At 70.1% G+C, this 20,569-nt stretch carries 19 protein-coding genes; 10 read left to right on the top strand and 9 right to left on the bottom strand.

From position 1 onward, the window contains the following. The first annotated feature begins 45 nt into the window (after positions 1-45). From HYU53_17840 to HYU53_17805, 8 genes are read left to right on the top strand one after another with little or no spacing between them, the layout of a single operon-like run. On the top strand, positions 46-1,218 hold the full coding sequence (locus HYU53_17840; protein MBI2223055.1) for a glycosyltransferase family 4 protein: 1,173 nt from the start codon (positions 46-48) through the stop codon (positions 1,216-1,218). Beyond that, complete coding sequence (locus tag HYU53_17835; protein ID MBI2223054.1) at positions 1,215-1,997, top strand: FkbM family methyltransferase; 783 nt, start codon at positions 1,215-1,217, stop codon at positions 1,995-1,997. The genes HYU53_17840 and HYU53_17835 overlap by 4 nt, the downstream gene beginning before the upstream one ends. After that, complete coding sequence (locus HYU53_17830) at positions 1,994-3,118, top strand: glycosyltransferase (GenBank protein MBI2223053.1); 1,125 nt, start codon at positions 1,994-1,996, stop codon at positions 3,116-3,118. The genes HYU53_17835 and HYU53_17830 overlap by 4 nt, the downstream gene beginning before the upstream one ends. After that, positions 3,115-3,849, top strand: coding sequence for a class I SAM-dependent methyltransferase (locus tag HYU53_17825; protein MBI2223052.1), 735 nt, complete (start codon positions 3,115-3,117; stop codon positions 3,847-3,849). Before HYU53_17830 ends, HYU53_17825 begins: the two co-directional genes overlap by 4 nt. A 1-nt stretch (position 3,850) precedes the next feature. Then, on the top strand, positions 3,851-4,471 hold the full coding sequence (locus tag HYU53_17820) for a sugar transferase (protein MBI2223051.1): 621 nt from the start codon (positions 3,851-3,853) through the stop codon (positions 4,469-4,471). A gap of 16 nt (positions 4,472-4,487) precedes the next feature. Then, positions 4,488-5,645 (top strand): NAD(P)/FAD-dependent oxidoreductase, encoded by a 1,158-nt coding sequence (locus HYU53_17815; GenBank protein ID MBI2223050.1) that lies wholly within the window; start codon positions 4,488-4,490, stop codon positions 5,643-5,645. 55 nt (positions 5,646-5,700) lie between these two features. After that, positions 5,701-6,414, top strand: a complete 714-nt coding sequence (locus HYU53_17810; GenBank protein ID MBI2223049.1) for a methyltransferase domain-containing protein — start codon at positions 5,701-5,703, stop codon at positions 6,412-6,414. Beyond that, positions 6,390-7,571 (top strand): nucleotidyltransferase family protein, encoded by a 1,182-nt coding sequence (locus HYU53_17805; protein MBI2223048.1) that lies wholly within the window; start codon positions 6,390-6,392, stop codon positions 7,569-7,571. Before HYU53_17810 ends, HYU53_17805 begins: the two co-directional genes overlap by 25 nt. On the opposite strand, the gene HYU53_17800 is transcribed toward HYU53_17805, so the two are convergent. From HYU53_17800 to HYU53_17785, 4 genes are read right to left on the bottom strand one after another with little or no spacing between them, the layout of a single operon-like run. Next, a complete protein-coding gene (locus tag HYU53_17800; GenBank protein MBI2223047.1) occupies positions 7,510-8,238 on the bottom strand; it encodes a hypothetical protein in 729 nt (242 codons plus the stop codon). The two genes, HYU53_17805 and HYU53_17800, sit on opposite strands and share 62 nt — an antisense overlap. Beyond that, positions 8,239-9,597, bottom strand: coding sequence for an O-antigen ligase family protein (locus tag HYU53_17795; GenBank protein ID MBI2223046.1), 1,359 nt, complete (start codon positions 9,595-9,597; stop codon positions 8,239-8,241). 16 nt (positions 9,598-9,613) lie between these two features. Beyond that, on the bottom strand, positions 9,614-11,878 hold the full coding sequence (locus HYU53_17790; protein ID MBI2223045.1) for a polysaccharide biosynthesis tyrosine autokinase: 2,265 nt from the start codon (positions 11,876-11,878) through the stop codon (positions 9,614-9,616). A 6-nt stretch (positions 11,879-11,884) separates the two neighbouring features. Continuing rightward, the gene (locus HYU53_17785; GenBank protein ID MBI2223044.1) at positions 11,885-12,415 is read right to left on the bottom strand and encodes a carboxypeptidase regulatory-like domain-containing protein; all 531 of its coding nucleotides are present in this window, start codon (positions 12,413-12,415) and stop codon (positions 11,885-11,887) included. 243 nt (positions 12,416-12,658) lie between these two features. Here HYU53_17785 and HYU53_17780 point away from each other — a divergent pair, with 243 nt between their 5' ends. Beyond that, a complete protein-coding gene (locus HYU53_17780) occupies positions 12,659-12,922 on the top strand; it encodes a PqqD family protein (protein MBI2223043.1) in 264 nt (87 codons plus the stop codon). A gap of 62 nt (positions 12,923-12,984) precedes the next feature. Further along, positions 12,985-15,987: a hypothetical protein gene (locus HYU53_17775; protein MBI2223042.1), complete on the top strand. Its 3,003-nt coding sequence runs from the start codon at positions 12,985-12,987 to the stop codon at positions 15,985-15,987. Here the strand turns inward: HYU53_17775 and HYU53_17770 are convergent. From HYU53_17770 to HYU53_17750, 5 genes are read right to left on the bottom strand one after another with little or no spacing between them, the layout of a single operon-like run. Continuing rightward, the gene (locus HYU53_17770) at positions 15,984-16,910 is read right to left on the bottom strand and encodes a hypothetical protein (GenBank protein ID MBI2223041.1); all 927 of its coding nucleotides are present in this window, start codon (positions 16,908-16,910) and stop codon (positions 15,984-15,986) included. The two genes, HYU53_17775 and HYU53_17770, sit on opposite strands and share 4 nt — an antisense overlap. A gap of 29 nt (positions 16,911-16,939) precedes the next feature. Then, positions 16,940-18,115, bottom strand: a complete 1,176-nt coding sequence (locus HYU53_17765) for a 50S ribosomal protein L11 methyltransferase (GenBank protein ID MBI2223040.1) — start codon at positions 18,113-18,115, stop codon at positions 16,940-16,942. 12 nt (positions 18,116-18,127) lie between these two features. Beyond that, positions 18,128-18,502 (bottom strand): lasso peptide biosynthesis B2 protein, encoded by a 375-nt coding sequence (locus HYU53_17760; GenBank protein ID MBI2223039.1) that lies wholly within the window; start codon positions 18,500-18,502, stop codon positions 18,128-18,130. 5 nt (positions 18,503-18,507) lie between these two features. Further along, complete coding sequence (locus tag HYU53_17755; protein ID MBI2223038.1) at positions 18,508-18,684, bottom strand: lasso RiPP family leader peptide-containing protein; 177 nt, start codon at positions 18,682-18,684, stop codon at positions 18,508-18,510. Then, on the bottom strand, positions 18,638-20,551 hold the full coding sequence (locus tag HYU53_17750) for a hypothetical protein (protein MBI2223037.1): 1,914 nt from the start codon (positions 20,549-20,551) through the stop codon (positions 18,638-18,640). Before HYU53_17750 ends, HYU53_17755 begins: the two co-directional genes overlap by 47 nt. Positions 20,552-20,569 lie beyond the last annotated feature (18 nt).

Below are 20,569 nucleotides of genomic sequence, written 5' to 3'. Positions count from 1 at the left end.
GGCCGCCGCGCACGCGGCGTTCTTTGAGGAGCTCATCGGTCGCGCATGAGATCAGGCGCGCTGCGCGTGGGTATTGTCGCGGACTATCGCGAAGAGCGGTGGCCGAGCATGGATCTGGTGGCCGAGATGCTCGCCGATCATCTGCCGACGGCGGATCCGGGGATCTGCCCGATGCTCCTGCGCCCGTCGTGGCGGCGCCGCGCGACGGCGCTTCGCGCGGTCGGGCAATCCGCGGGCGCGCACGCGGTCGATCGCTATTCGAACCGGTACGGGGACTACGCGTGGTGGCTGCGGACGCGACGGCGCGACTTCGACGTGTTTCACGTCGTGGATCACAGTTATGCGCACCTGGTCCACGTGCTGCCGCCGCATCGCACCGTTGTCACGTGCCATGACATCGACGCGTTTCGCTGCCTGGCAGGACGGGAGCGCCCGGTCTACCGCCATGCGGCGAGGTGGATCCTCTCCGGCCTCCGCCGCGCGGCCATGGTGACGTGCGACACCCGCGCCACCCGCGACGAGATCGTCGCCGCCAACCTGCTGTCCGCCGATCGCCTCGTCGTCATTCACAACGGGGTGCACCGGGCGCTCCTCGAGGGCGAGGAGCCCGCCGCGCGCGCCGAGGTCGATCGCCTCGCGGGGCCGGTGAGGGAAATCGAGCTGCTGCACGTCGGGAGCACGATCCCGCGCAAGCGCATCGACGTCCTGCTCCGCACGATCGCACTGGTGCGGGCGCGGCGGGGGACGGTCTCGCTCCTGCGCGCCGGCGGTGCCATGACCGCAGAGCAGCGCAGGCTCGCCGTGGAACTCGGGATTGCGGACGCGGTCGTGGAACTGCCGTCCCTCGGTATCCGCGAGCTCGCTGCCCTGTACCGGCGCGCGGTGCTGACGCTGCTGCCCTCGGACTACGAGGGTTTCGGGCTGCCGGTGATCGAGTCGCTGGCGAGTGGCACGCCCGTGCTGGCGAGTCGCATCCCCGCGCTGGTTGAAGTCGGCGGCGGGGTGGCCGCCTACGCGGAACCGGGCCAGCCCGCCTTGTGGGCGGAGTGCGTGGAGCGGCTCCTTCACGAACGCGAAGTCGAGCCCGGCTGGTGGGCGTACCGGCGCGAGCAGGGGAGACACCACGCGGCCGCGTTCACCTGGGACGCATACGCGCACGAGATGGCCGGCGTGTACCGGGCCGTGGCGGCGCGCGCCGGGCATGGGGTAGCGGCATGAAGCGCCCGCGTCTCTTGCGCGACCCGATTGACGCACTGAAGGCCGCGCGATACCGGTGGCTCCTGCGCCGATGGCTCCGCAACGCGGAGGAGGTCTGGCGGGCTTATCGCAGCGGACTCGCCATGCCCACCCTGCAGTTTCGAAGCGGATTATCGCTGGCTCACGGCCCGGACGATGCGCCGGTGTTTCTGTTGTTCGAGATCTTCGCGAACGGCTGCTACCGCAGCGCGCTGCGGAACGCTCGCGGCGGAACGATCGTGGACATCGGCGCGAACATCGGCGTCTTCACACTGCAGGCGCTCGCGCGACCGGACATCTCGGTGCACGCATACGAACCGCACCCGCGGACCGCGGCCACTCTTCGCCGGAACGTCGCCGCGAACGATCGGGACGGCCGCGTGACGGTTTTCGAAGAGGCGGTCGGCCACGCGCGCGGATCGCGTCGCTTGAACGCGGGTGGCCCGAGCCTGACGAGCTCCCTGTACGCGGAGCCAGGTGCATCCGGCGTCATGGTGTCGTGTGTGGGGCTTGACGCGGTGGTGGAGCGCGCAGGCGGGGCGGTCTCGCTGATCAAAATCGACGCCGAAGGAGCCGAGGTCGACATCCTGGCCGGGGCGTCCCGCGAGGTGCTGCGTGCAATCCCCCGGCTGGTGCTCGAATGCCACGACTGGCTGGTGGTCGACGCGACGGCCCGTGTCGCCGGCGTGCTGCGCGGGGCCGGATTCCGGGTCGGCGTGCGTGCGCACGGCCGTGCGACCCTGGTGACGGCGAATAGATGAACGAGGGGATGGGCGAGCGCATGACGTTGTCGGTTCTCCAGGTCGGCAAGTTCTACCCGCCGGTGAGCGGCGGGATGGAGCGGATGCTCCAGATGTTGTGCGAGGGAGGGCGCGCCGCGGGCGTGAGCACCCGCGCGCTCGTCGCCAACACGCACCGCCGTACGGTGCGGGAAGAGATCGGCGGCGTCCCGGTGACCCGCGTCGCGAGCATCGGCCGGGCGGGCGCCGTCGAGTGGTGCCCGGCGTTCCCGGCGCATCTCGCCCGCGAGCGCGCCGACGTCATCGTCATTCACGAGCCGAATCCCATCGCGCTCGTCGCCAACTTCCTCGTGCGGCCGCGGGCGCCGACGATCGTCTGGTTCCACAGCGAGGTGGTGCGGCCGCGATGGCGATACACGCTGTTCTACGAGCCGTTTCTCGCCTACACGCTGAAGAAGGCGGCGCGCATCGTCGTCTCGTCTCCTGCGCTCGCCGAGCAGGCGATCGCGCTGCGGCCGTACCGCTCGAAGTGCGTGGTCATTCCGTTCGGGTTCGATCCCGCGCGGTTCACGCCGGCGCCGGCGCCGCACGCCGGCACGGTTCCCACGGTGCTCTTTGTCGGGCGCCTCGTCGAGTACAAGGGCGTCGACGTGCTGCTGAGGGCGATGGCCGGCCTCGACGGCGCGCGGCTGGTTCTGGTCGGCGACGGGCCCAGGCGCGAGGCATTGCAGGAGTTGGCCGCCGATCTGGGTCTTGCCGAACGCGTCACGTTCGAGGGGCAGGTCAGCGACGAGCGGATGTGCGAGCTGTACGAGCAGTGCGACCTGTTCGTGCTCCCGTCGGTCACGCGTGCGGAGGCGTTCGGGATCGTCCAGCTCGAGGCGATGGCCGCGGGCAAGGCCGTGGTCAGCACGGCGGTGCCGACCGGCGTGCCCTGGGTGAACCAGCACGAGCGAACCGGCCTGATCGTGCCCCCCGGCGAGGTGCCCCCGCTTCGCGCCGCGATCCAGCGGCTGCTCGGCGACCCGGCGCTGCGCGAGCGGATGGGACGCGAGGGGCGCGCGCGCGTGGCGCGCGACTTCACGCCGGCCCGCATGATCCAGCAGATGCTCGGCCTCTACCGGGATCTGAGCGGGCGATGACGCGGATGCGCCGCCTGCGCGCTGCCGCCCGAGCTGCGGCGCCAGGCCTGTACGATCGCGCGCACAACTTCGCCATGCTCGCGCTGTGGTACCGGTCCAAGCTTGGGCGGCGCGGCGGCGCGGCCGACGCCTACACAGACGAATTCTGGGCCGCCCAGGAAGCGGGAGACTGGGACGGCTTTGCGCGCGCAATCGTCCGAGCGTGCAACCCACGATCGGTCCTCGATGTCGGATGCGGGTCGGGGGCGCTGTTGCGCGCATTCGCGCGCGTGGCGCCGGACGTGCGCACGCTTGACTTGGAGCACTCTGCGGGCGCCCTGCAGCGCGCGCGCGCTGCGGGCGTGAACGTGTGTGCGTGGGATGCCACGCGGCTCGACGCTGGCCGGTCCGCGAAACTCGCCGGCCGCATCGGCCCTTGGGATCTCGTGGTGTGCCTGGAGGTGGCCGAGCACCTGCCGCCATGGCACGGGCGCCGGCTCGTGCGGTTTCTCTCGCATTGGAACACGGTCGTCTTTTCGGCGGCGCGGCCCGGCCAGGGAGGCGTGTGGCACCTGAACGAGCAGCCGCCGGAATACTGGCTTCGCTGCTTTGCGAACGCCGGGCTGCAGCGTCAGCCGGCAGGCGACGCGATCCGCGACGAGATCCGCGGCGTGAGCCTCGGGCCGTGGTACGCGGCGAACCTGGTGCTGCTGGCGCGTCCGTCAGCCTTGGAACACGGGACGCCGGAGTAGAATGAAGCGCGATTCGCGCCCAAAGCGGCTGTTGGACGTTTTGCTCTCCGCGACGGGCCTGGTGCTCTCGCTGCCGGTCTGGGCGCTGGCGGCTGCGGCCATCAAGGCGCACGACGGCGGGCCGGTGTTCTACGCGCAGGACCGCGTGGGGCAGCACGGGCGCGTGTTTCGCGCGTGGAAGTTCCGGTCGATGCGGCCGGACGCGGAGGCCGGCGTGGGTGCCGTGCAGGCCGCGGAAGACGATCCGCGGGTGACGCCCGTGGGGCGCGTGCTGCGGGCCACCGCGATGGACGAACTGCCGCAGCTCTGGAACATTCTCCGGGGGGACATGAGCTTCGTCGGGCCCCGCGCGCTGCGCCCCGGCGAAATCGAGCCGGGCAGCGATGGCCGCGAGATCCCGATGGAGATGGTGCCGGGGTTCGAGGTCCGCTGCCTCGTGCGCCCGGGGCTGACCGGGGTCGCGCAGATTTACGCGCCGCGCGATGTCGCGCGGCGTCAGAAGTTCCGATACGACCGTGTGTACATCCGCCGTCAGTCGTTCTGGCTGGACGTGCGGCTGATCCTGCTCTCCTTCTGGATCACCCTGCGGGGCACGTGGGAGGCGCGCGGACAGAAATTCTAGCTCGATGGCTGACGACGTGCTGGACGTTTTCGTGGTGGGCGGCGGGCCCGCGGGTCTCGTGGCGGCGCGCGACCTCGCGCGCGCGGGGCACCGCGTGCGCCTCTGCGAGGAACACCCGGCGGTTGGCGTGCCGGTCCACTGCACCGGGCTGCTCGGCGCCGACGTGTTTGGGGAGCTGGACCTGCCGCGCGCGAGCATCCTGCGCACCCTGCAGGCCGCGCGGTTCCACGCGTCGACCGGACGGTCGGTTCTCGTGGAGAGCGACCGGATCAGGGCGACGGTCGTCGATCGCGCCTCGTTCGACGCGGCGCTCGCGGGCGAGGCGGCCGCGGCCGGTGTCCGGATCGACACCGGTGTTCGCGTCACGTCGATCTCGCACGCCGTCGGCGGCGTGCGCGCGACGGCCGCCGACGGGCGTACCGTTGCCGCGCGTGCGTGCGTGCTGGCCTGCGGCGCCAGCTACCGGTTCAACCGGACGCTCGGCCTCGGCGTGCCGCGGCTGTTCATGCAGAGCGCGCAGCTCGAGCTGCCGTTCCCCGCCGTGCAGGACGTGCAGGTGTTTCTCGGCCACGAGGTCGCGCCCGACGGCTTCGGCTGGCTCGTGCCATTCGAGCGGCGCGGCGCGCCGTACGCCCGCATCGGGCTCATGTGCCGGACGCGGGCGTTGAACCGCTTCGAGACGCTCGCCTCCGCGCTGGCTCGGGAGTACGGCTACGCCGGCGACGTCCCGCGCCCGCGTCTCAAGGTGCTGCCGCTTGCGCCGGTGTCGAAGACCTATACCGATCGGATCGTGGCGGTCGGCGACGCGGCGGGCCTGGTGAAGCCCACCACCGGCGGCGGCATCTACTACTCGCTTCTCAGCGGCCAGATCGCGGCCGCGGTGCTCGACCGCGGGTTGCGCGAAGATGCGCTCGAGGAGGCCAGCCTCCGGGAGTACGAGTCGCGGTGGCGCGCGCGGCTCGGGCCGGAAATCCGTGCCGGCCTCGCGTTCCGGACGCTCGTCAGCCGCCTGAACGACCGCGCCATTGACGCCGTCGTCGAGCTGGCGTCGGTCGACGGCCTGGTGCCGTTGCTGCGACAGACCGCCGATTTCAACTGGCATCGCACGGCGGTCCTCGCGCTGCTCAAGCATGCGGGCTTCAGAAAAATCCTCCTCAGCGCCATCTGGACCTGACATCCTGTCGGGCGGCGCCTACGCCAGAAAGCAGATCTTCTCGCGCAGCCGCCTCGTGGCGTGGAGCCATGGCAGCCGCTTCCGCCTGGCGCAGGCGCTCGTGAGCCCCTTCGCCGGCGCCCGGATCCTCGATTACGGCTGCGGCGACGGCACGTTCGTGGCGATGGTGCACGATCGGTTCGCGCAGGCGATCGGCACCGATGTGGACGCGGCCCAACTCGCCGACTGCGCGTCCCGCTTCCGGAGCCTGACCTCCGTCGCCTTCCTTCCGCAGTCCCTCGTCGAGGCCGATCCGCGCCACGCCGGAGCGTACGACGTGGTCACCTGCCTCGAAGTCCTCGAACACTGCGTCGACCCGGAGCGCGTCCGAGTGCTCGATCGACTGCGGCGCCTCGTCGCGCCGCATGGACGGGTCATCATCAGCGTGCCCATCGAAACCGGCCTGTCCCTTCCTGCGAAGCAGATGGCGCGGCGAGTGGCCGGCTGGCGGCGCATCGGCGATTACCGTTTCACCGAGCGGTACACGTGGGGGGAACTGATGCGAATGACGTGTGCCGGATCCAGCGCATCGATCCCGCGGCCGGTCTACGTGTCGAGCGGCGACAGCACGACGCCGTACCGGTACCACGGGCACAAGGGCTTCAACTGGCGTACGATGGCGCACGAAGTGGCGCAGACCTTCGACATCCAGGGATGTCGGTACTCGCCGATGCCGTGGCTGCGTGCGCAGCTCAATAGCCAGGTGTGGTTCATCTGCCGGCCGAAATGAACTTCGACGAGGGCGCGCTCGCGCTCGAGCCCGTGCTGTCGGCCATGCGCAACGGCGTGCTGACGGTGTCGCGCGTCTGCCGGCATCGCGAACACGCGGAGCTGCACGGGCTCATGCCGCTGCTGGCCGACGCCGCGCTTCGTGGCGACGCGGCCGGCGATCCGGCAGAGCGGGCGTGGCTGTCCCGCCGCCTGAGGGACGCCGTCGTCCGCGACGAGCTGCATCGCGCCGAGGCGCGCCGCGTTCTTGACGCGCTGGCCTCCGCCGGGGTTCGCACGATGGTCCTCAAGGGGGAGCACGTCGCGAGGGCCTACTACCCGGCGCCGCATCTCCGGCCCCGGGGCGATATCGATCTGCTCATTCACCCGCAGTCGCGCCAGCGCGCGGTTGCCGCGCTCACGCGCGTGGGGTACGGCGTGCTGCCGCACGTGCGAGGGGACGCCATTCTCGCGCAGGTGCAATTGACGCGCACCGGCCCCCCTGGCGCGGCGCACCAGATCGACGTGCACTGGCACGCCCTCAACCCGCACCCGTTTCGATCGCTGCTGCCGTTCGACGAAGCGTGGGCGCGCAGCATCCCCATCGACACGCTCGCGAGCGGCGCGCGGGGGCTGTGCGCCGCCGACGGGCTGCTCCTGGCGGCCACCCACCTCGTGGTCCACCACGTGTGCGAAGCGAATCTCATCTGGCTCGCCGATGTGGATCGCCTCGCGCGGTCGCTGGCGCCGCAGGAATGGCACGACTTCACGTCGCGGGCGCGGGACGGCGGCGCCTGTGCGATCGCGCGTGAGGTGCTGGATGCCGCCGCCCGCTTCTTCGAGACGCCGCTGCCGCCGCCCGCCGTCGCCTCCCTGGAGGAGGGGGCCCGTCACGAGGGGATCACGCGGCACTTTGCGGTGCCGCACAGCCCCGCGCGGCGGCTCTGGCTCGAAGTGGCCTCGATTCGCGAATGGCGCACGCGCATGGCCGTTCTGTCTCAGCACCTGGTGCCCGACGTCGCCTACATGCAGGATCGCTACGGCGTGACGGGGGCGCGGCTGGCGTGGGCGTACGTGCGTCGCGCGGCCGGGGGCGCGCGCGGGTGGTTCCGGGTGCCTACGCGGATTCTTCCGGCGGCTTCGGGGGGTCCGGCACGGCCCGGTCCTGCCGCGGATTGAGCGGCAGTGGCGCCGCGTCCGCTGTCGGCCTGGAAAACCAGTCGACCAGCCGCAGCAACTTACCCCGCCGAGCCGGGACCACTTCATGCAGCTGCTCGAGGACATCGATCGCCTCCTCGAGGGTCGCCACCACGCCAATCCCTCGATCGAGCGCGTGCGCGCGTTCCGCGCGCGCGTGCGGGTCCCGCGACATCAGCAGCGCCTTTGACGGCGACGCGCTGATCACTTCCACGCAATTCACGAACTGATCGTCGACCACGATGTCGAGGCGCAGCGCGTTGGCGATCTCGCCGCGGGAGCCAGGCACCGTCAGCACGCTCGGCAGGAAGAACCCATGCTGCTCGAGCCACCACTGGCTCTGGACCTGCACCGAATCACCCTCGGTGGCCGGCCGCTTGGTGAGGAAGAACACCTCCCACTTCCATTGCCTGGCGAGCGCGTACAACCGGCCGATCTGCCGGGGCTCGAAGGCCCGCAACCCGATCCACCAGTTCGGCCGCGCGCTGACTGACTTCCAGGCCCGCCTGATTTCCGTCTCGGTCAGGGGCCCGGGCGTCGTCTCGCTGGCGTCGCCGATTTCGCTCGCGAGGGCACCCGCCGCGTCGCGGAATGCGCTCCGGAAGTCCGCGATGACGCCGTCCATGTCGATGCCGACGCGCAAAGGCACCTATCGATCCTCGTGGTCAGGAGTGGACGGCCTGGGTGCGTGGGCGTCGTGGAGCACGATGGCCGCTGCAACGGCGGCGAGCAAGGCGTTGGCTGGCATCCGCGCGGCCGTCTCCCAGAGGCTGCTGACGGCGAGCCCGGCCAGCCCCGCGGCAGCGCCGACGCGGAGCCACAGCATCCCCGTGTGGTCGCCGTGCAGCCGCTGCCGCGCCGCGCGGACGAACACGAAGGCCGCGGCGGCGCAGAGCGCCCACAGGAGCACGCCTCCCTCGACGAGCACCTGCAGGTAGTGATTGTGCGCCTGGTTGAAATGCACAGAGTCTCTATCCGACCGCTGGTAGACGGTCATGGCTGCGCCGTACGTGCCCACTCCAGTCCCGGTCAGCCAGAAGTCTCGCACGATCGGCCGGGTGTCCCGCCAGATGATCGAACGGCCTTCCTGTCCGATGTCCACCGCCTGCCAGCGGTTCATCAGTGCAGACGGGCCGGTCCAGACGATCGCCAGCACCAGAACACTGGCCGCGCCAATCCAGGACCAGCGCCGCCACGGGTGACGCCGCACCGCCACCACCATGCGGGCGGCGACGATCGCCGCGACGCCTCCCGCCATGCCCGACCGCGACAGGCTCAGAACCGCTCCGAGGATCATGGCGGCGATCGCCAGCAGCAGCCAGACCGTGCGCAGGTCGAGTCGCCGCCGCAGCCGCGCGCTGAACGAGCGGAACCGGTCCATCTCGTCGCGGGCATGGGTCCGCGCGGCAAGATATCCCACCGAGAGCGCGAGCGCCATCACCGTCCACGCCGCATAGTGGTTGCGATTGATGAAGGGACCAAACCCGGGAGGGCCTTCAGAGAGCGGCGGCCACCACCAGTAGATCAGGCGCGTTCGCGAGGCGTCCTGCAGGATGCCCAGCACGGCGGCGGCGAGGCCGAGGAACGCGACGCTGCGCGCGACCGTCCTGATGCCGCCGAACTGGAACACGCCCAGCGCCGACCAGAACACGGCCACCGCGCTGCCGAACACGATCAGCGCCTGAAACGAGTCCGCCGGTGCGATCGAGAGGGGAAGCGCGCCGCTCGCGCCTTCGAGCGAGGTGACGGCGGCAAACGCTTCGCGCTGCGGCGAGAGCACGCGTACGACGGCGGATGGCAGCCGCACCGTCTGGAACGCGGCCACGGCAAGCGCCGCGAGCAGCAACACGTTCAGCGCGCGAAGGTCGGGGGCGGGACGCACCGCGCGGCGGGAGACCACCAGGAGCATCGCCGCACCCGCAGCGGTCGCGGCTGCGCCCCACAGGTAGGTCCCTCCGAAGGCGAACAGCGCCCACGCGAGCAGCGCTGAAACCGTCAGCGCCGTCACCCTGACGCGAAGGTGGCTAACCGGCGGTCGCCTGGCCGTAGTAGCTCTTGTACTGGTAGCCGTAATAACGCGAGTAGTAATACTTGTTTGCCTCGAAGTCCACCCGGTTCAGCACGGCGCCTATCACCCGGGGACCGCCCGGCGTGAGCGTTTCGATCGCGCGCTCCGCGTGCATGCGGCGGGTCATCTCGGCGCCTATCACGAAGACGATGCCTGCAACCAGCTGGGACAGGATCACCGAGTCGGTCACCGCCAGCACCGGAGGCGTATCGATCACCACCCAGTCGAACGGCCCGGCCGACAGGTTGTTGATGAACGCCTTCATGCGATCCGAGGCGAGCAGCTCCGAGGGGTTGGGCGGTGTGCGCCCGGCAGTGATGACAAACAGGTTGGGCTCGCTCGTGCGCTGCACGGCATCACGCACGCGCGCCTGGCCGACGAGCAGGTGCGAGAGGCCGACCGCGTTCTGCATCCCCATGGCCTTGTGCAGGCCGGGCCGCCGCATGTCGGCATCCACGATCAGCACGCGCGCGCCCCCCAGCGCGAGCGCCGCGGCCACGTTGCACGCCGTCGTCGTCTTGCCCTCGAGCGGCTGCGTGCTGGTCACGGCGATGATGCGCGCCCCTTCGCCGCCGCCGCTTGTGAACACCAGCGACGTGCGGAGCGACCGGAAGGCTTCGCCGAAGTCGTGCGGCACGGGGCGGATGAGCACCGGGACCTTATCGCCGCGAACCGCGGGCACCAGGCCCAGGAGCGGCAGCTTGAGCCGCCGCGTGACGTCCTCGGGGGTCTTCACGGTGTCGTCGAAGTACTCGACGCCGAACGCGAGGCCCATCGCCAGCGCGACGCCAAGCAGAATCGCCATCATCCAGTCGCGCCTCGGCGTCGGCGAGAACTGCCCGGCGCCGTCCGCCGCGTCCATCACCTGGACGTTGTTCGCGCGGCTGTTGCTGATGACGCGCAGCTCCTTCTCCTGCTGCAGCAGCTGCTGGTACACCTGGCGGTTCGTCTCGGCCTCGCGCTCCAGCACGGTGTAGCTGGCGCTCTTCCGGTCGAGATCCATCGCCGCGTTCTTCTGCTCCTCGAGAGACGCCGCCAGGCTGTACTCCTCGGCGCGCGCGGCCTCGTAATCGCCGCGGAGCTGCTGCACGGCCTTCGCCGCCTCGGTCTTGAGCTGCTGCTGCGCCTGCGCGAGCTGCCCGGTGATCTTGACCATCTCCGGGTGCTGCGGGCCGTAACGAGAGGAGAGGCGTGCGCGGTCCGCCTCGAGACTCGCGATGCGCCCCTTCAGGTCAACGACGGCCGGGCTCGACGCGATCGCGGGGACGTTGAGGATCGCGTCGCTGTTCGGATCCACGGCCCGCACCTGGTTGAACAGCGACTCCTTCTGCACGCGCGTGGTGCGCGCGCGCGTCACCGAGTCGTTCAGCGAATTCAGCCTCGCGACGACGATGTTCTGCCGGTCGTCGAGCGACAGCGCGTTCTGCGAGCTGCGATAGTCGGCGAGCGCCTGCTCGCTGTCGGTGACTTTCTTCTGCTGCTTCTGCAGCTCGTCGGTCAGCCACACGAGCGTCTTGTCGATGTTCTGCAGGCGCAGCTCGAGGTTCTGCTGGACGTACTCCTGCGCAACGGCATTGACGGCCCGCACGGCGAACGCCGGATCCGCCGCATCGAAATAGACATCCACCAGCCGGGTGCCGGCAAGCGGGGCGACCCGGATGCGGCCGATGAAGTCGCCAACGTATCCCGCTTCCTCCTGTGTTTCATCCGCCGCAGGAGGCTCGGCCGGCGCCGGCGGCCTGACCAGCGCCACGGCAGACGCCGCCGCGCTCTTCAGCCGCGCGCGCACGACAGCCACGGCGGCCAGCGGGCCGGGCGGCGAAGGCATGCGGCCGTTGAACTCGGGCACGTTCCGCAGCTCGAGTCGCCGGGAAACACGGCGCGCGAGGCCGCGACTGCGCAGGATGGTGTATTGCGTCTTGTAGTAAGGCTCCGGATCCGCCCAGAATGCCGGATCCGTGTCGCGCAGCGCCGTCACCGCCGTCGACCGCTCGTCCTGGATGAGAATCTGCGCCTTCGCGCGGTACATCGGGACGGCCGAGTACGTCTGAATCATGACGAAGCCGACCGTGAGCACGAAAACCAGCGCCATCAGCTTGCGGTGGCGGATGAACACGCCGAGACGGTCGAGCAGGTGAGGATCCTGCATTGACGCGTGCACGGGGGGCGTCCGATGCGCGGGATGCGAGGGATGCGCGGCCGCCTGCTGGGTCTCGAACATGAAGGGCTACCGGTCAGGACTGACGGGACGCTGTCCTGGGGCGATGGCCGTCACGCCGAGGCTCGCAGCGGAAGAGACGACGCTGGCCGCGGCATTGGTGCCGGTGCCGAGGAGCGCCGCGAACCAGGGCAGCCGGTTCGCAAGACGGATGAAGGTCGCGACCGTTTCACCAGGCGCCACCGAGAACACGTGGCCGACAGCGAGCACCTTGGTGTTCTGATCGACGTACTCGATGACGTACGTCCCACCCTCGAGGTTGTCGAAGGAGAACTCGCCGTTGTCGGCGGCCACGGCATTCGCCTCGACGCGCCCGGTGACGACGTTGCGCAGCCTTACGTTCGCGAACGCGATCGGAACGTTCCTGGCGTCCCACACGTACCCGAAAACCGTCGTCGTGCGCGCGCCGGCGAGCGTGCCGCGTGCCGCCGACGCGCGCCCCGCCAACGCGGGTGCCTGCGCATGCGCGAGCACCGGCGCGCAGAACATACCGAGCAACGTCGCGATCATCGGCGCCGAGAGTGTGCGAATGACCCGCATACACCCGCCTCTGGGGCACGATCGGCCCCGTTAACCTCAATAGGAACTAAGAGTTAGTCAATCCTAACTGATCAGGTCGGCGAAGGCCACGACAAACCCAGAATAGGGGACGGCCCGCGCCTCTTCCCCGTCATCCGTTCTATTATAACGCTTATGCACCATGTTGTCATATAAAGACACTTAATGGCTATTGACTGGTTTGCTAGACTGCATTGGGGGACGCCGGTGCCCGCGATCACACTTTTGAACAAAATCCGCATCAGCGATGACGCCGTCTTTCGCGAGATCGACGGCGAGGCGGTCGTGCTGAATCTGGCAAGCGGGATCTATTTCGGGTTGAACGGCGTCGGAACGAGGGTCTGGCAGCTCATCGAGCAACGCGGCTCGCTTGAAGCCGTGCGCGACGCGCTCGTCGCGGAGTTCGACGTCGACGCGGACACCGCGGCGCGCGACGTGACGAGCCTGGCTGCGGACCTGGCCGCGCGCGGCCTGGTGGAGCTAGAGTAGCGTCACCGCCGCGGCCTCGTCCGTATTGACACGCGGCTGACCCGCGAACGACTATTAAAAGGATGTACTCATCGGCGTCGCGCCGGCTGTGGGCCGCGCTCTGCGTGGCGCTGGCTGCAGCGGTGCAGGTTTCCCCGCCCCGGGCCCAGGCGGACGACATGCTGACGCTGCAGTTCACCGTCGGCAGCGCAACCGGCGGCACCTCTCCCGGACACTTCATCTTCCCGTTCGGCCTCGCGATCGATTCGACCGGCCGTTTCATCGTCACCGACACCGAGGAATACGACGCGCTCGATGCCGACCGCGACGGCGACGTCTTCGAGGTTCACCGCGCGAACAATCGAGTGCAGATCTTCCGGCCGGATGGCGCCATTGAAGCGGTCGCCGGCGGCACGGGAAGCGAGCCGGGGCGGTTCTGGTATCCGACGGGCGTCGCGGTCGATGCGCTCGATCAGATCGTCGTCGTGGATTCAGGCAACCATCGCATCCAGATCCTCAGCCCGGCGGCCGCCGCCGGCGGTCCGCGGTTCGTCCGCGAGTACGGGGCGTTCGGCAATTTCGATGTGCTCGACCCGGCGTCAGAGCCCGGTCACGCGCCGGCCGACCGGTTCTATTTCCCCACGAGCGCGGCGGTGAAGCCCGGGACGCGCCTGCTCGATCCCGCGGATGAAACCGGCCGTCTCGCGGTCGTCGACAACGGAAATCACCGCGTCGTGGTGCTCGATGCGCAGCTGAACTTCGTGACGGAGTTCGGCGGGCATACGAGCGATGACAATCCGCCCGGCACGTTCGAGTATCCGTGGGGCGTCGCCATCGACGGCCAGGGCCGCTTCTTCGTCAGCGATCCGCTGAACCACCGCGTGCAGGTGTTCGACGCCGGCGGGGCGTTCCTCTGGGCGTTCGGCAGCGACGAGACGTCCCCGGTTCCGTTTGCCGCGGACTTGAGCTCTCCCTCCGCCGTCGGATTCGATCGCCAGGGACGGCTGCTCGTGGCCGACACCGACCGCAGCCGGATTCTCAGGATTGACCTCACCGCCGGCGCGGGCAGTCTGCTTCCGCGCTGCTCCGAGGTGAGCCTGTCGGGCGACTTGCACGAGTGCCGGGTCCTGACGAGTACGGGTGCGCACTACGAGGCGCTCGTCCTCGGAGGATGGGGCTCGGGTGATACGGAGTTCCGTTACGCGCAGGGCGTGGCCGGCGATGCGCTGGGCCGCGTGATCGTGGTGGACACCGATGGCCACCAGGTGAAGGTCTTCCAGCCCGCGCGGATCGAGGTCACCGACGTGACGGCGTCGGCAGGGCCGGCCGCCGGCAGGGTGGACGAGCCCGTGGCGCTCGAAGTGACCGTGGCGAACCGCGGCGGTTCCGCCCTGGGCGTGACGTTGAGCGTCAACGCGTCTCTGCCGGGAGTCCTCACCGGCGACGTGTCCGTTCCTCTCGGCCCTGGCGCCGAGCACACGTTTGTCCTGACATTCGTTCCCTCGCGCGACGGCGACTTGACGTTCGACGTGGGTGCGGACGGGCTCCACAGCACCGGCGCGAGGGTCCCGGCGGCGCCGGTGACGAGCAGCGCGGTCGCGATCGCTCCTGCCGCCGCGCCGAAACTTCTGGCGATGCTCAGTGCGGATCGCCCGTCGGCCGGCATCGGCGACACCGTGACGGTGACGCTCACGCTCGCCAATAGCGGGAACGTCGTCTTCGACACGATTGATCCGGTGCTGACGGCTTCCTCCGGCATCGTGACCGCGGTCGACGTACCGCCGCCCGACCTGTCGCCGCTCGCCCCCGGCGCGCGGCACCTGACCTACGCCTACAGGACGGCGGGCGAGGGCGTCGTCACCTTTTCGGCGCACGTGAAGGCCACCTACGACGCCGGGTCTGGCCGCCAGGCCTATCCGGCGCAGACGGTCCGCAGCGAGGAGGTTCGGATTCTCGCCGACACCGCGCCGCCGATCACAACGGTCTCGGTCTCTGAACCTGCGGGGCCGTCTGGCTGGCATCGGTCGCCTTTTACGGTGACGCTCACCGCCGACGATGGGGAAGGCAGCGGTGTCGGATCGATGACGTATCAAGTGGCCGCCATCCAGTCGTCGGCGAAGACGGTCAACGCCGGCTCCGTCTCCATCGACGTCCCTCAGGCGTTCCAGGGGCCGACGACGATCACGTTTTTTGCGACCGACCGGAACGGCAACGCCGAAGCGCCGCGAAGCGCGCGGTTCCTTCTGGACAGCGTCGCGCCCGACATGGGGCGCGCCGGGGTATCCCCGGCGGCGAACCCGGCCGGATGGCACAACTCGAACGTCGTCGTCAGCTTCATCGCGGGGGACAGCGCGTCGGGCATTGCGTCGATCACGTCGCCCGTGACGGTCACGACCGAGGGGGCCGGCCAGGCGATTCGCGGGACCGCGCGCGACCAGGCAGGAAACGAATCCCACGCGCAGGCCGTTCTGAACATCGACAAGACGCCGCCCGTCATTTCGTACACGCTGAGCGAGCCGCCGAATGCGAAGGGGTGGCATCATCAGCCGGTCACGGTGTCGTTCTCGGCGGCCGATCAGCCCGGGCTGTCCGGGCTCGCGGTGCTCACGCCACAGCAGGTCACGATTTCCAGCGACGGCGTGGCCGCGGTCAGCGCGTCGGCGACCGACCTGGCGGGGAATGTTTCCACGCTCTCGGTGACGATCCGGATGGATCGCACGCCGCCGTCGGTCCTGTGCGGGACGGTGAGCGGCGGCATCGTGTGGCCGCCAAACCACAAGCTGGTGCCCTGGAGGACCGTCGTGTCCGTGCTCGACGTCACGTCCGGGTCTGCCGGATTCGCGCTCGCGGGCGTCGGCAGCAGCGAGGCGGACAACGCCGGCGCCGACGGCAATACCGCCGGCGATATACAGGGCTTCGTGATCGGCACGCCCGATACCGGCGGCTTCGTCCGGGCCGAGCGTTCCGGCACCGGCGGCGGGCGCGTCTATTCGTTGATGTACGAGGGACGCGACCTGGCCGGTAACGTGGCGAGCTGCACGGCGGCGACCGCGCACGTGCCCCACGACCGCTCGGACAAGCGCTAGGCCATCCGCGCCGTCGCGCCGCCATCACCGCTCGGGGGCGATCCCATCAGCGAGCGCGCAATGGTTCCCAGCCGATCGAGTGCGTGCGGAAGATCCAGCTGCCGAATGGGCACCATCGTCGTGAGCGCCGCGAGGTGCGCGAACGATCGCTCGAGCTGGACTCGATCCTCGCAGTCGAGAAGGTACGTGGACGGCACGAGTTCCATGACGGGTGTGCCGCCGGTGAGTCGCGCAATCTTCGTGGGGGCTCCGGCGGGAAGAGGGCGCACGATGTACACCGCCGCGAGCGGGGCGGCGTCGACGGAAAACGGCAGGGCGCCCCGCGCGAGCCGCTTCTTGCTGGTGTAGTGCGCCACCTCGGACGTCCCCTCCTCGTCCGCCTCCAATCCCGCGAGCATGTCCGGCCACAAGCGCAACCCGGGATAACTCGGAACGGCCAGCCAGTCCGATCCCGTCCGCTCCAGGAGCAGGCAGTCGTCGGAGACCAGACGACAGCCCGCGGCGGCCATCGCGGCGGCAAGGCTCGACTTGCCGGCGCCTGCGGTTCCGGCGAATGCCACCGCGCGGCCGTCGGGCAGGACGACGCCGCTCGCGTGAATCACGAAACGCCCGGCGCCGCTCAGCGCGAGCGGCCAGACCTGATCGAGCAGCAGGTGGCGGAGCGTTTCGGGTGGCATCTGGCGGCGCGGGCGTACCGAGATGTGTGAGCCATCCCGCGAGACTTCGAAGTCTGCCAGTCCCGGGAACCGCAGCAGGTAACCGGAGGGCAATCGCGCGAACGAAACCCAGCGCCGGCCGGCTTCCTGCCAGTGGTGATACCACCGCGGCCGCTGGCGGGCGCGCGCGGCGGTCGCCAGCTCGAACAGACAGGAAGGGGTACCCGACGCGGGTAGAAGCTCGGGCAGCGCCAGGCTGCTTTCCACTATGAACCCGGATAACCGGTAGCGCGCCATCAGGTCAGCGCCCGCTCCTCATCGACGTCGGGGCGAACGGCATCGCGTGCGTATCGCGTCACCACTTCGGCAACGAACACGGCGGCCTCGTGGCGGGAGGCGAACAGATCCGTGTGCCGGCGGTAGACCTCGTCCTCGATCGCCGCCAGCGTGCGCGTGCCGTCGCAGAGTTCCAGCGCCGATCGACGGGCCAGGCCGCGCGGTGTCAGGGCAGGACGGAACCCGGGGCGCGTGTGCTCGAGGTCTTCGCGCGTGAAGAGCATCCCTCGCAGCGTCGAATGGCGAAACACGTCGCTGCCGGAGGACCGTGTCACCCGCACTTCCCAGGCAACCATCAACTGGCCAGGCAGCACCTCGACGCGCACGTCAACGCGGTCGCCTTGCATCACCCGGACCGGGCGTTCGATCGGCAGCAGGACCTGGCGCCGGCGGATGCGGGCCGCGTCGAGCGGAGAGTTCGTCATCGTCACGCCGGGCGCCAGTTCCGCGCTGAACCAGCCACCGATCCCGTGCAGCACCCCTGCGCGGGCGATGGGAAGCGTGACATCAAACGAGAATCGTTCCGACGTTGCCGACGCGAGGTCGAGCCGAACCGTGGCGGCCGGCGGCCCCAGCAGATGCTCCGGGCGGAGCCGCGCCGGATACACGGTGTTGGCGGCCAGGTGGCGAACGGAGTGGAAATCAAGTCCGGCGGGCTGCAGATCCCAGAACTCGATCCGCTCGTACATCTGCCCGCTCTCGACGGGCGCGACGTGGAGGGTGATGGCGGCGGGCACGAAGCGGGCGTCCGGCTCGAGCAGTCGCGCGCGCGCGTCGGCCACGCACTCGAGGATGCCCCCCTCGAAGCCGAAGCGCCCGATCTGGTCGGTGACGATCACGTCGGCGCGCTCCGGAAGCGTGACGGTCGTCGAGTGCCCCCGGACGAACGTCAGTCGATCGTGCATGCCGTTCGCATCGCGCACGGCCGACGCAAGGCCGATGATTCCGGTCGCCTCGATTGCGAACACGATGCGCGCGCCGGCCCGGCAGGCAAGCAGGCCGAGCACGCCGGTTCCGCTGCCGAGATCGACCACGCGATCGCCCGGGCGGACGACGGCGTGTATCGCGCGCGCGAACGCGTCGAGACGATGTCGATCGCGGAGATACTGCCGGTGTTCGTCGATGACGCGTGACACGATGGGACGGGCTTACGTCCGATTCGTCCGATGCAGCGTTTCGTAGCGCCGGCCCGGCGTGGCGCCGAGCAGCGTCCGCCCCTGGTGTTCGAGCCACGCATGGGCGTCGAGGGTCGCGCGTGCGCGGCGGACGCCGACCACCACGGCGGCATCGAGCCCCTCCGAGCGGAGGAGGCGTTCGAGTGCGAGCGCCTGTTCGAGGCATGTCGGGCGGAACGGCAGGTGTCTGGCGGCGCGCTGGACCGCCAGCGCGAACTGGGCGGCGGTCTCAAGGTCGGTCCTCGATGGGTGCGGCACAGGCCTCCGCCACGCCAGCGCGCGCCGCGGCGTGAGCACCAGCCAGGCGCGCGCCGCGAGCAGCCAGAGAGCCGCACGCAGGGTGCGCATACCGGTCACAGGCAGACGCGGAGCATGTTGCCGGTGGCCTTCGTGGTGATGCCGCAGGTCTGCGTCAGCTTGCCAACGCTGCCGTACTCCACCAGGCGCGGCGGCTCGTAGCGCCGTCGCGCCGGCTGCGGTGGTTCAGACGGCTGACGTGCCCCGGGTTGTGCCGGAGTGTTCTCTGTCACCGTTCCCCTCCAGAGCCTCGAGCCAGAGTTCAAGGCTCAGTATTGACCACAGGAAGCCGCTTACGGGAATGTACGCCTCATCGCCACGCCTGTAAAGCGACATCATGTGCCCGTAGAGCGCCCGTACCTTGTCCTCGTCCACCCAGCCGCGGTCCGCCGTGCGGAGCCGGGTGAACGCCGCGCCCCCTCCAAACGCCTGCACGGCATCGACAAACGAACTGGAGAACTCCGCCTTGTCGTCGCGGGCGAGCACGCTTTCCGGCACGCCGCCATGAAGGCGGAGCGCGCGCCTCAACACCACCTTCGTCTTCCCGCCGGACCAGCGTTGAGGCTCGGGCAGCGCGAGACCGAACTCGGCGAGCCGGCGGTCGTTGAAGGGGTGGCGCTGCTCGATTCCCGCCGCCGCCGCGGCGCGCTCCTCCATCTCGTCGCCGATCATGGTCGCCGCGCACGTGGCGACGCGGTACACCTCGGACTGCGCGAGGGAGCGAAACCCCTGCACCCGCTCGGGGCGAAGGCGGTCGTCCAGGCAGATGCGCCGCCGGAACTCCGGCCGGATCCAGTCGAACGGTGGCGCGTGCCGCCGGAGGAGGCGCGCCACGGAGCGGACTGGAGCCGGCACCACCGGCGCGAGCGCGCCGCGCGCGAGGCTCGCCAGCGAGTAGTTGCGGCCGGGCAGCCGCGCGTCGGCGCGCAGCTGCCGCCACGCGGCGACCAGGCGCCCGCGGCGCAGGAGATCGGTCGTGTGGGCCGGGCTGCCGGTGAACCAGTCGTCGCCGCCGTACCCGGTGAGGGCCACGCGCGCGCCGGCTTCGCGTGCAGCGCGACGCAGCGGATCGAGAATCGTCCCGTTCGGGTATTGCGGTACATCGAGCGCGGCCACGGCCTCTGCCCTGTACGCCTCCGCCGGCGCGGGGCTCATGTCGATCGCCCGAAGCGGGATGGCCGTGTGGCGTGCCACCGCCTCGATGTGGCCCCCTTCGTCGCACGCGCGGCCGGGAAACCGCAGCGCGAGCGCCAGCAGAGGCACGGCACGCGCGGTCGCGAGCCGCGCCGCGACTCCGGCGATCGCCGACGAGTCGAGCCCGCCGCTGAGGAAGAGCGCAACGGGTGAGGTCGCCGGCAGCCGGCACTCGATCGCGCGCGACAACAGATCGACAAAATGCTCGGCGTACTCGCTGTCGCGCGCGTACCGGATCTCGCGGCCGCGATCGAAATCCCAGTACCGCCGCGTGCGGCACCCGAGCGCGTCGGCGACGAGCAGGTGCGCGGCGGGCAGCCGTCGCACGGCGGCATTGAGCGTCGCGTCGCGGCTTTGAAGGACGCCGATGAGGTGCTCCGCGACGACCGCTTCGTGGACGTCGCGCGGCACGTCGGGGTCCGCAAGGATGGCGCGCGGCTCGGAGGCGACCAGCACCAGCCCGTCCGCCGCGTGGTAGAAGAGCGGCTTCTGTCCCATGGCGTCCCGCGCGCAGACGAGCTTGCGGCGCGGGCCGTCCCAGATCGCGTAGGCGAAATCGCCGAGCAGGCGGGCCGCCGACTCCTCGCCCCACTCGCGGTAGGCGCCGAGCGCGAGCGAGGCGTCGGCGGTCATGTCCGCGTTCTGCCGGGGGAGCGCCGCCGCGATCTCCGCGCGGTTGTCGAGGCGTCCCGCAAAGACAATGGCGCAGTCGTCGCGAACCAAAGGCTGCGGCAACGCCGCTTCGAGGGATGGCGCGAGCCGCGCGTGGCCGAGCGCGACGCACCCATGTTGCCAGGCACCGACGCCGTCCGGGCCGCGGTACGAGAGCGTGTCGATGAGCGGAGCGAGCCGCGCGTGCTCCGCGGGACGGCCGTCCGGATGGTATAGCGCAACGAACCCGCTCATCGACTCGATGTTACCGGA

The organism is Acidobacteriota bacterium, from assembly GCA_016184105.1.
GTDB lineage: Bacteria > Acidobacteriota > Vicinamibacteria > Vicinamibacterales > 2-12-FULL-66-21 > JACPDI01.
This window is presented reverse-complemented; position numbering and strand designations above follow the sequence as displayed.

What these genes read in the sequence shown, in the direction of transcription:
- HYU53_17840 (MBI2223055.1), top strand. Translation starts at nt 46, where the DNA reads ATGAGATCAGGCGCGCTGCGCGTGGGTATTGTCGCGGACTATCGCGAA.
- HYU53_17835 (MBI2223054.1), top strand. Translation starts at nt 1,215, where the DNA reads ATGAAGCGCCCGCGTCTCTTGCGCGACCCGATTGACGCACTGAAGGCC.
- HYU53_17830 (MBI2223053.1), top strand. Translation starts at nt 1,994, where the DNA reads ATGAACGAGGGGATGGGCGAGCGCATGACGTTGTCGGTTCTCCAGGTC.
- HYU53_17825 (MBI2223052.1), top strand. Translation starts at nt 3,115, where the DNA reads ATGACGCGGATGCGCCGCCTGCGCGCTGCCGCCCGAGCTGCGGCGCCA.
- HYU53_17820 (MBI2223051.1), top strand. Translation starts at nt 3,851, where the DNA reads ATGAAGCGCGATTCGCGCCCAAAGCGGCTGTTGGACGTTTTGCTCTCC.
- HYU53_17790 (MBI2223045.1), bottom strand. Translation starts at nt 11,878, where the DNA reads ATGTTCGAGACCCAGCAGGCGGCCGCGCATCCCTCGCATCCCGCGCAT.
- HYU53_17785 (MBI2223044.1), bottom strand. Translation starts at nt 12,415, where the DNA reads ATGCGGGTCATTCGCACACTCTCGGCGCCGATGATCGCGACGTTGCTC.
- HYU53_17775 (MBI2223042.1), top strand. Translation starts at nt 12,985, where the DNA reads ATGTACTCATCGGCGTCGCGCCGGCTGTGGGCCGCGCTCTGCGTGGCG.
- HYU53_17760 (MBI2223039.1), bottom strand. Translation starts at nt 18,502, where the DNA reads ATGCGCACCCTGCGTGCGGCTCTCTGGCTGCTCGCGGCGCGCGCCTGG.
- HYU53_17750 (MBI2223037.1), bottom strand. Translation starts at nt 20,551, where the DNA reads ATGAGCGGGTTCGTTGCGCTATACCATCCGGACGGCCGTCCCGCGGAG.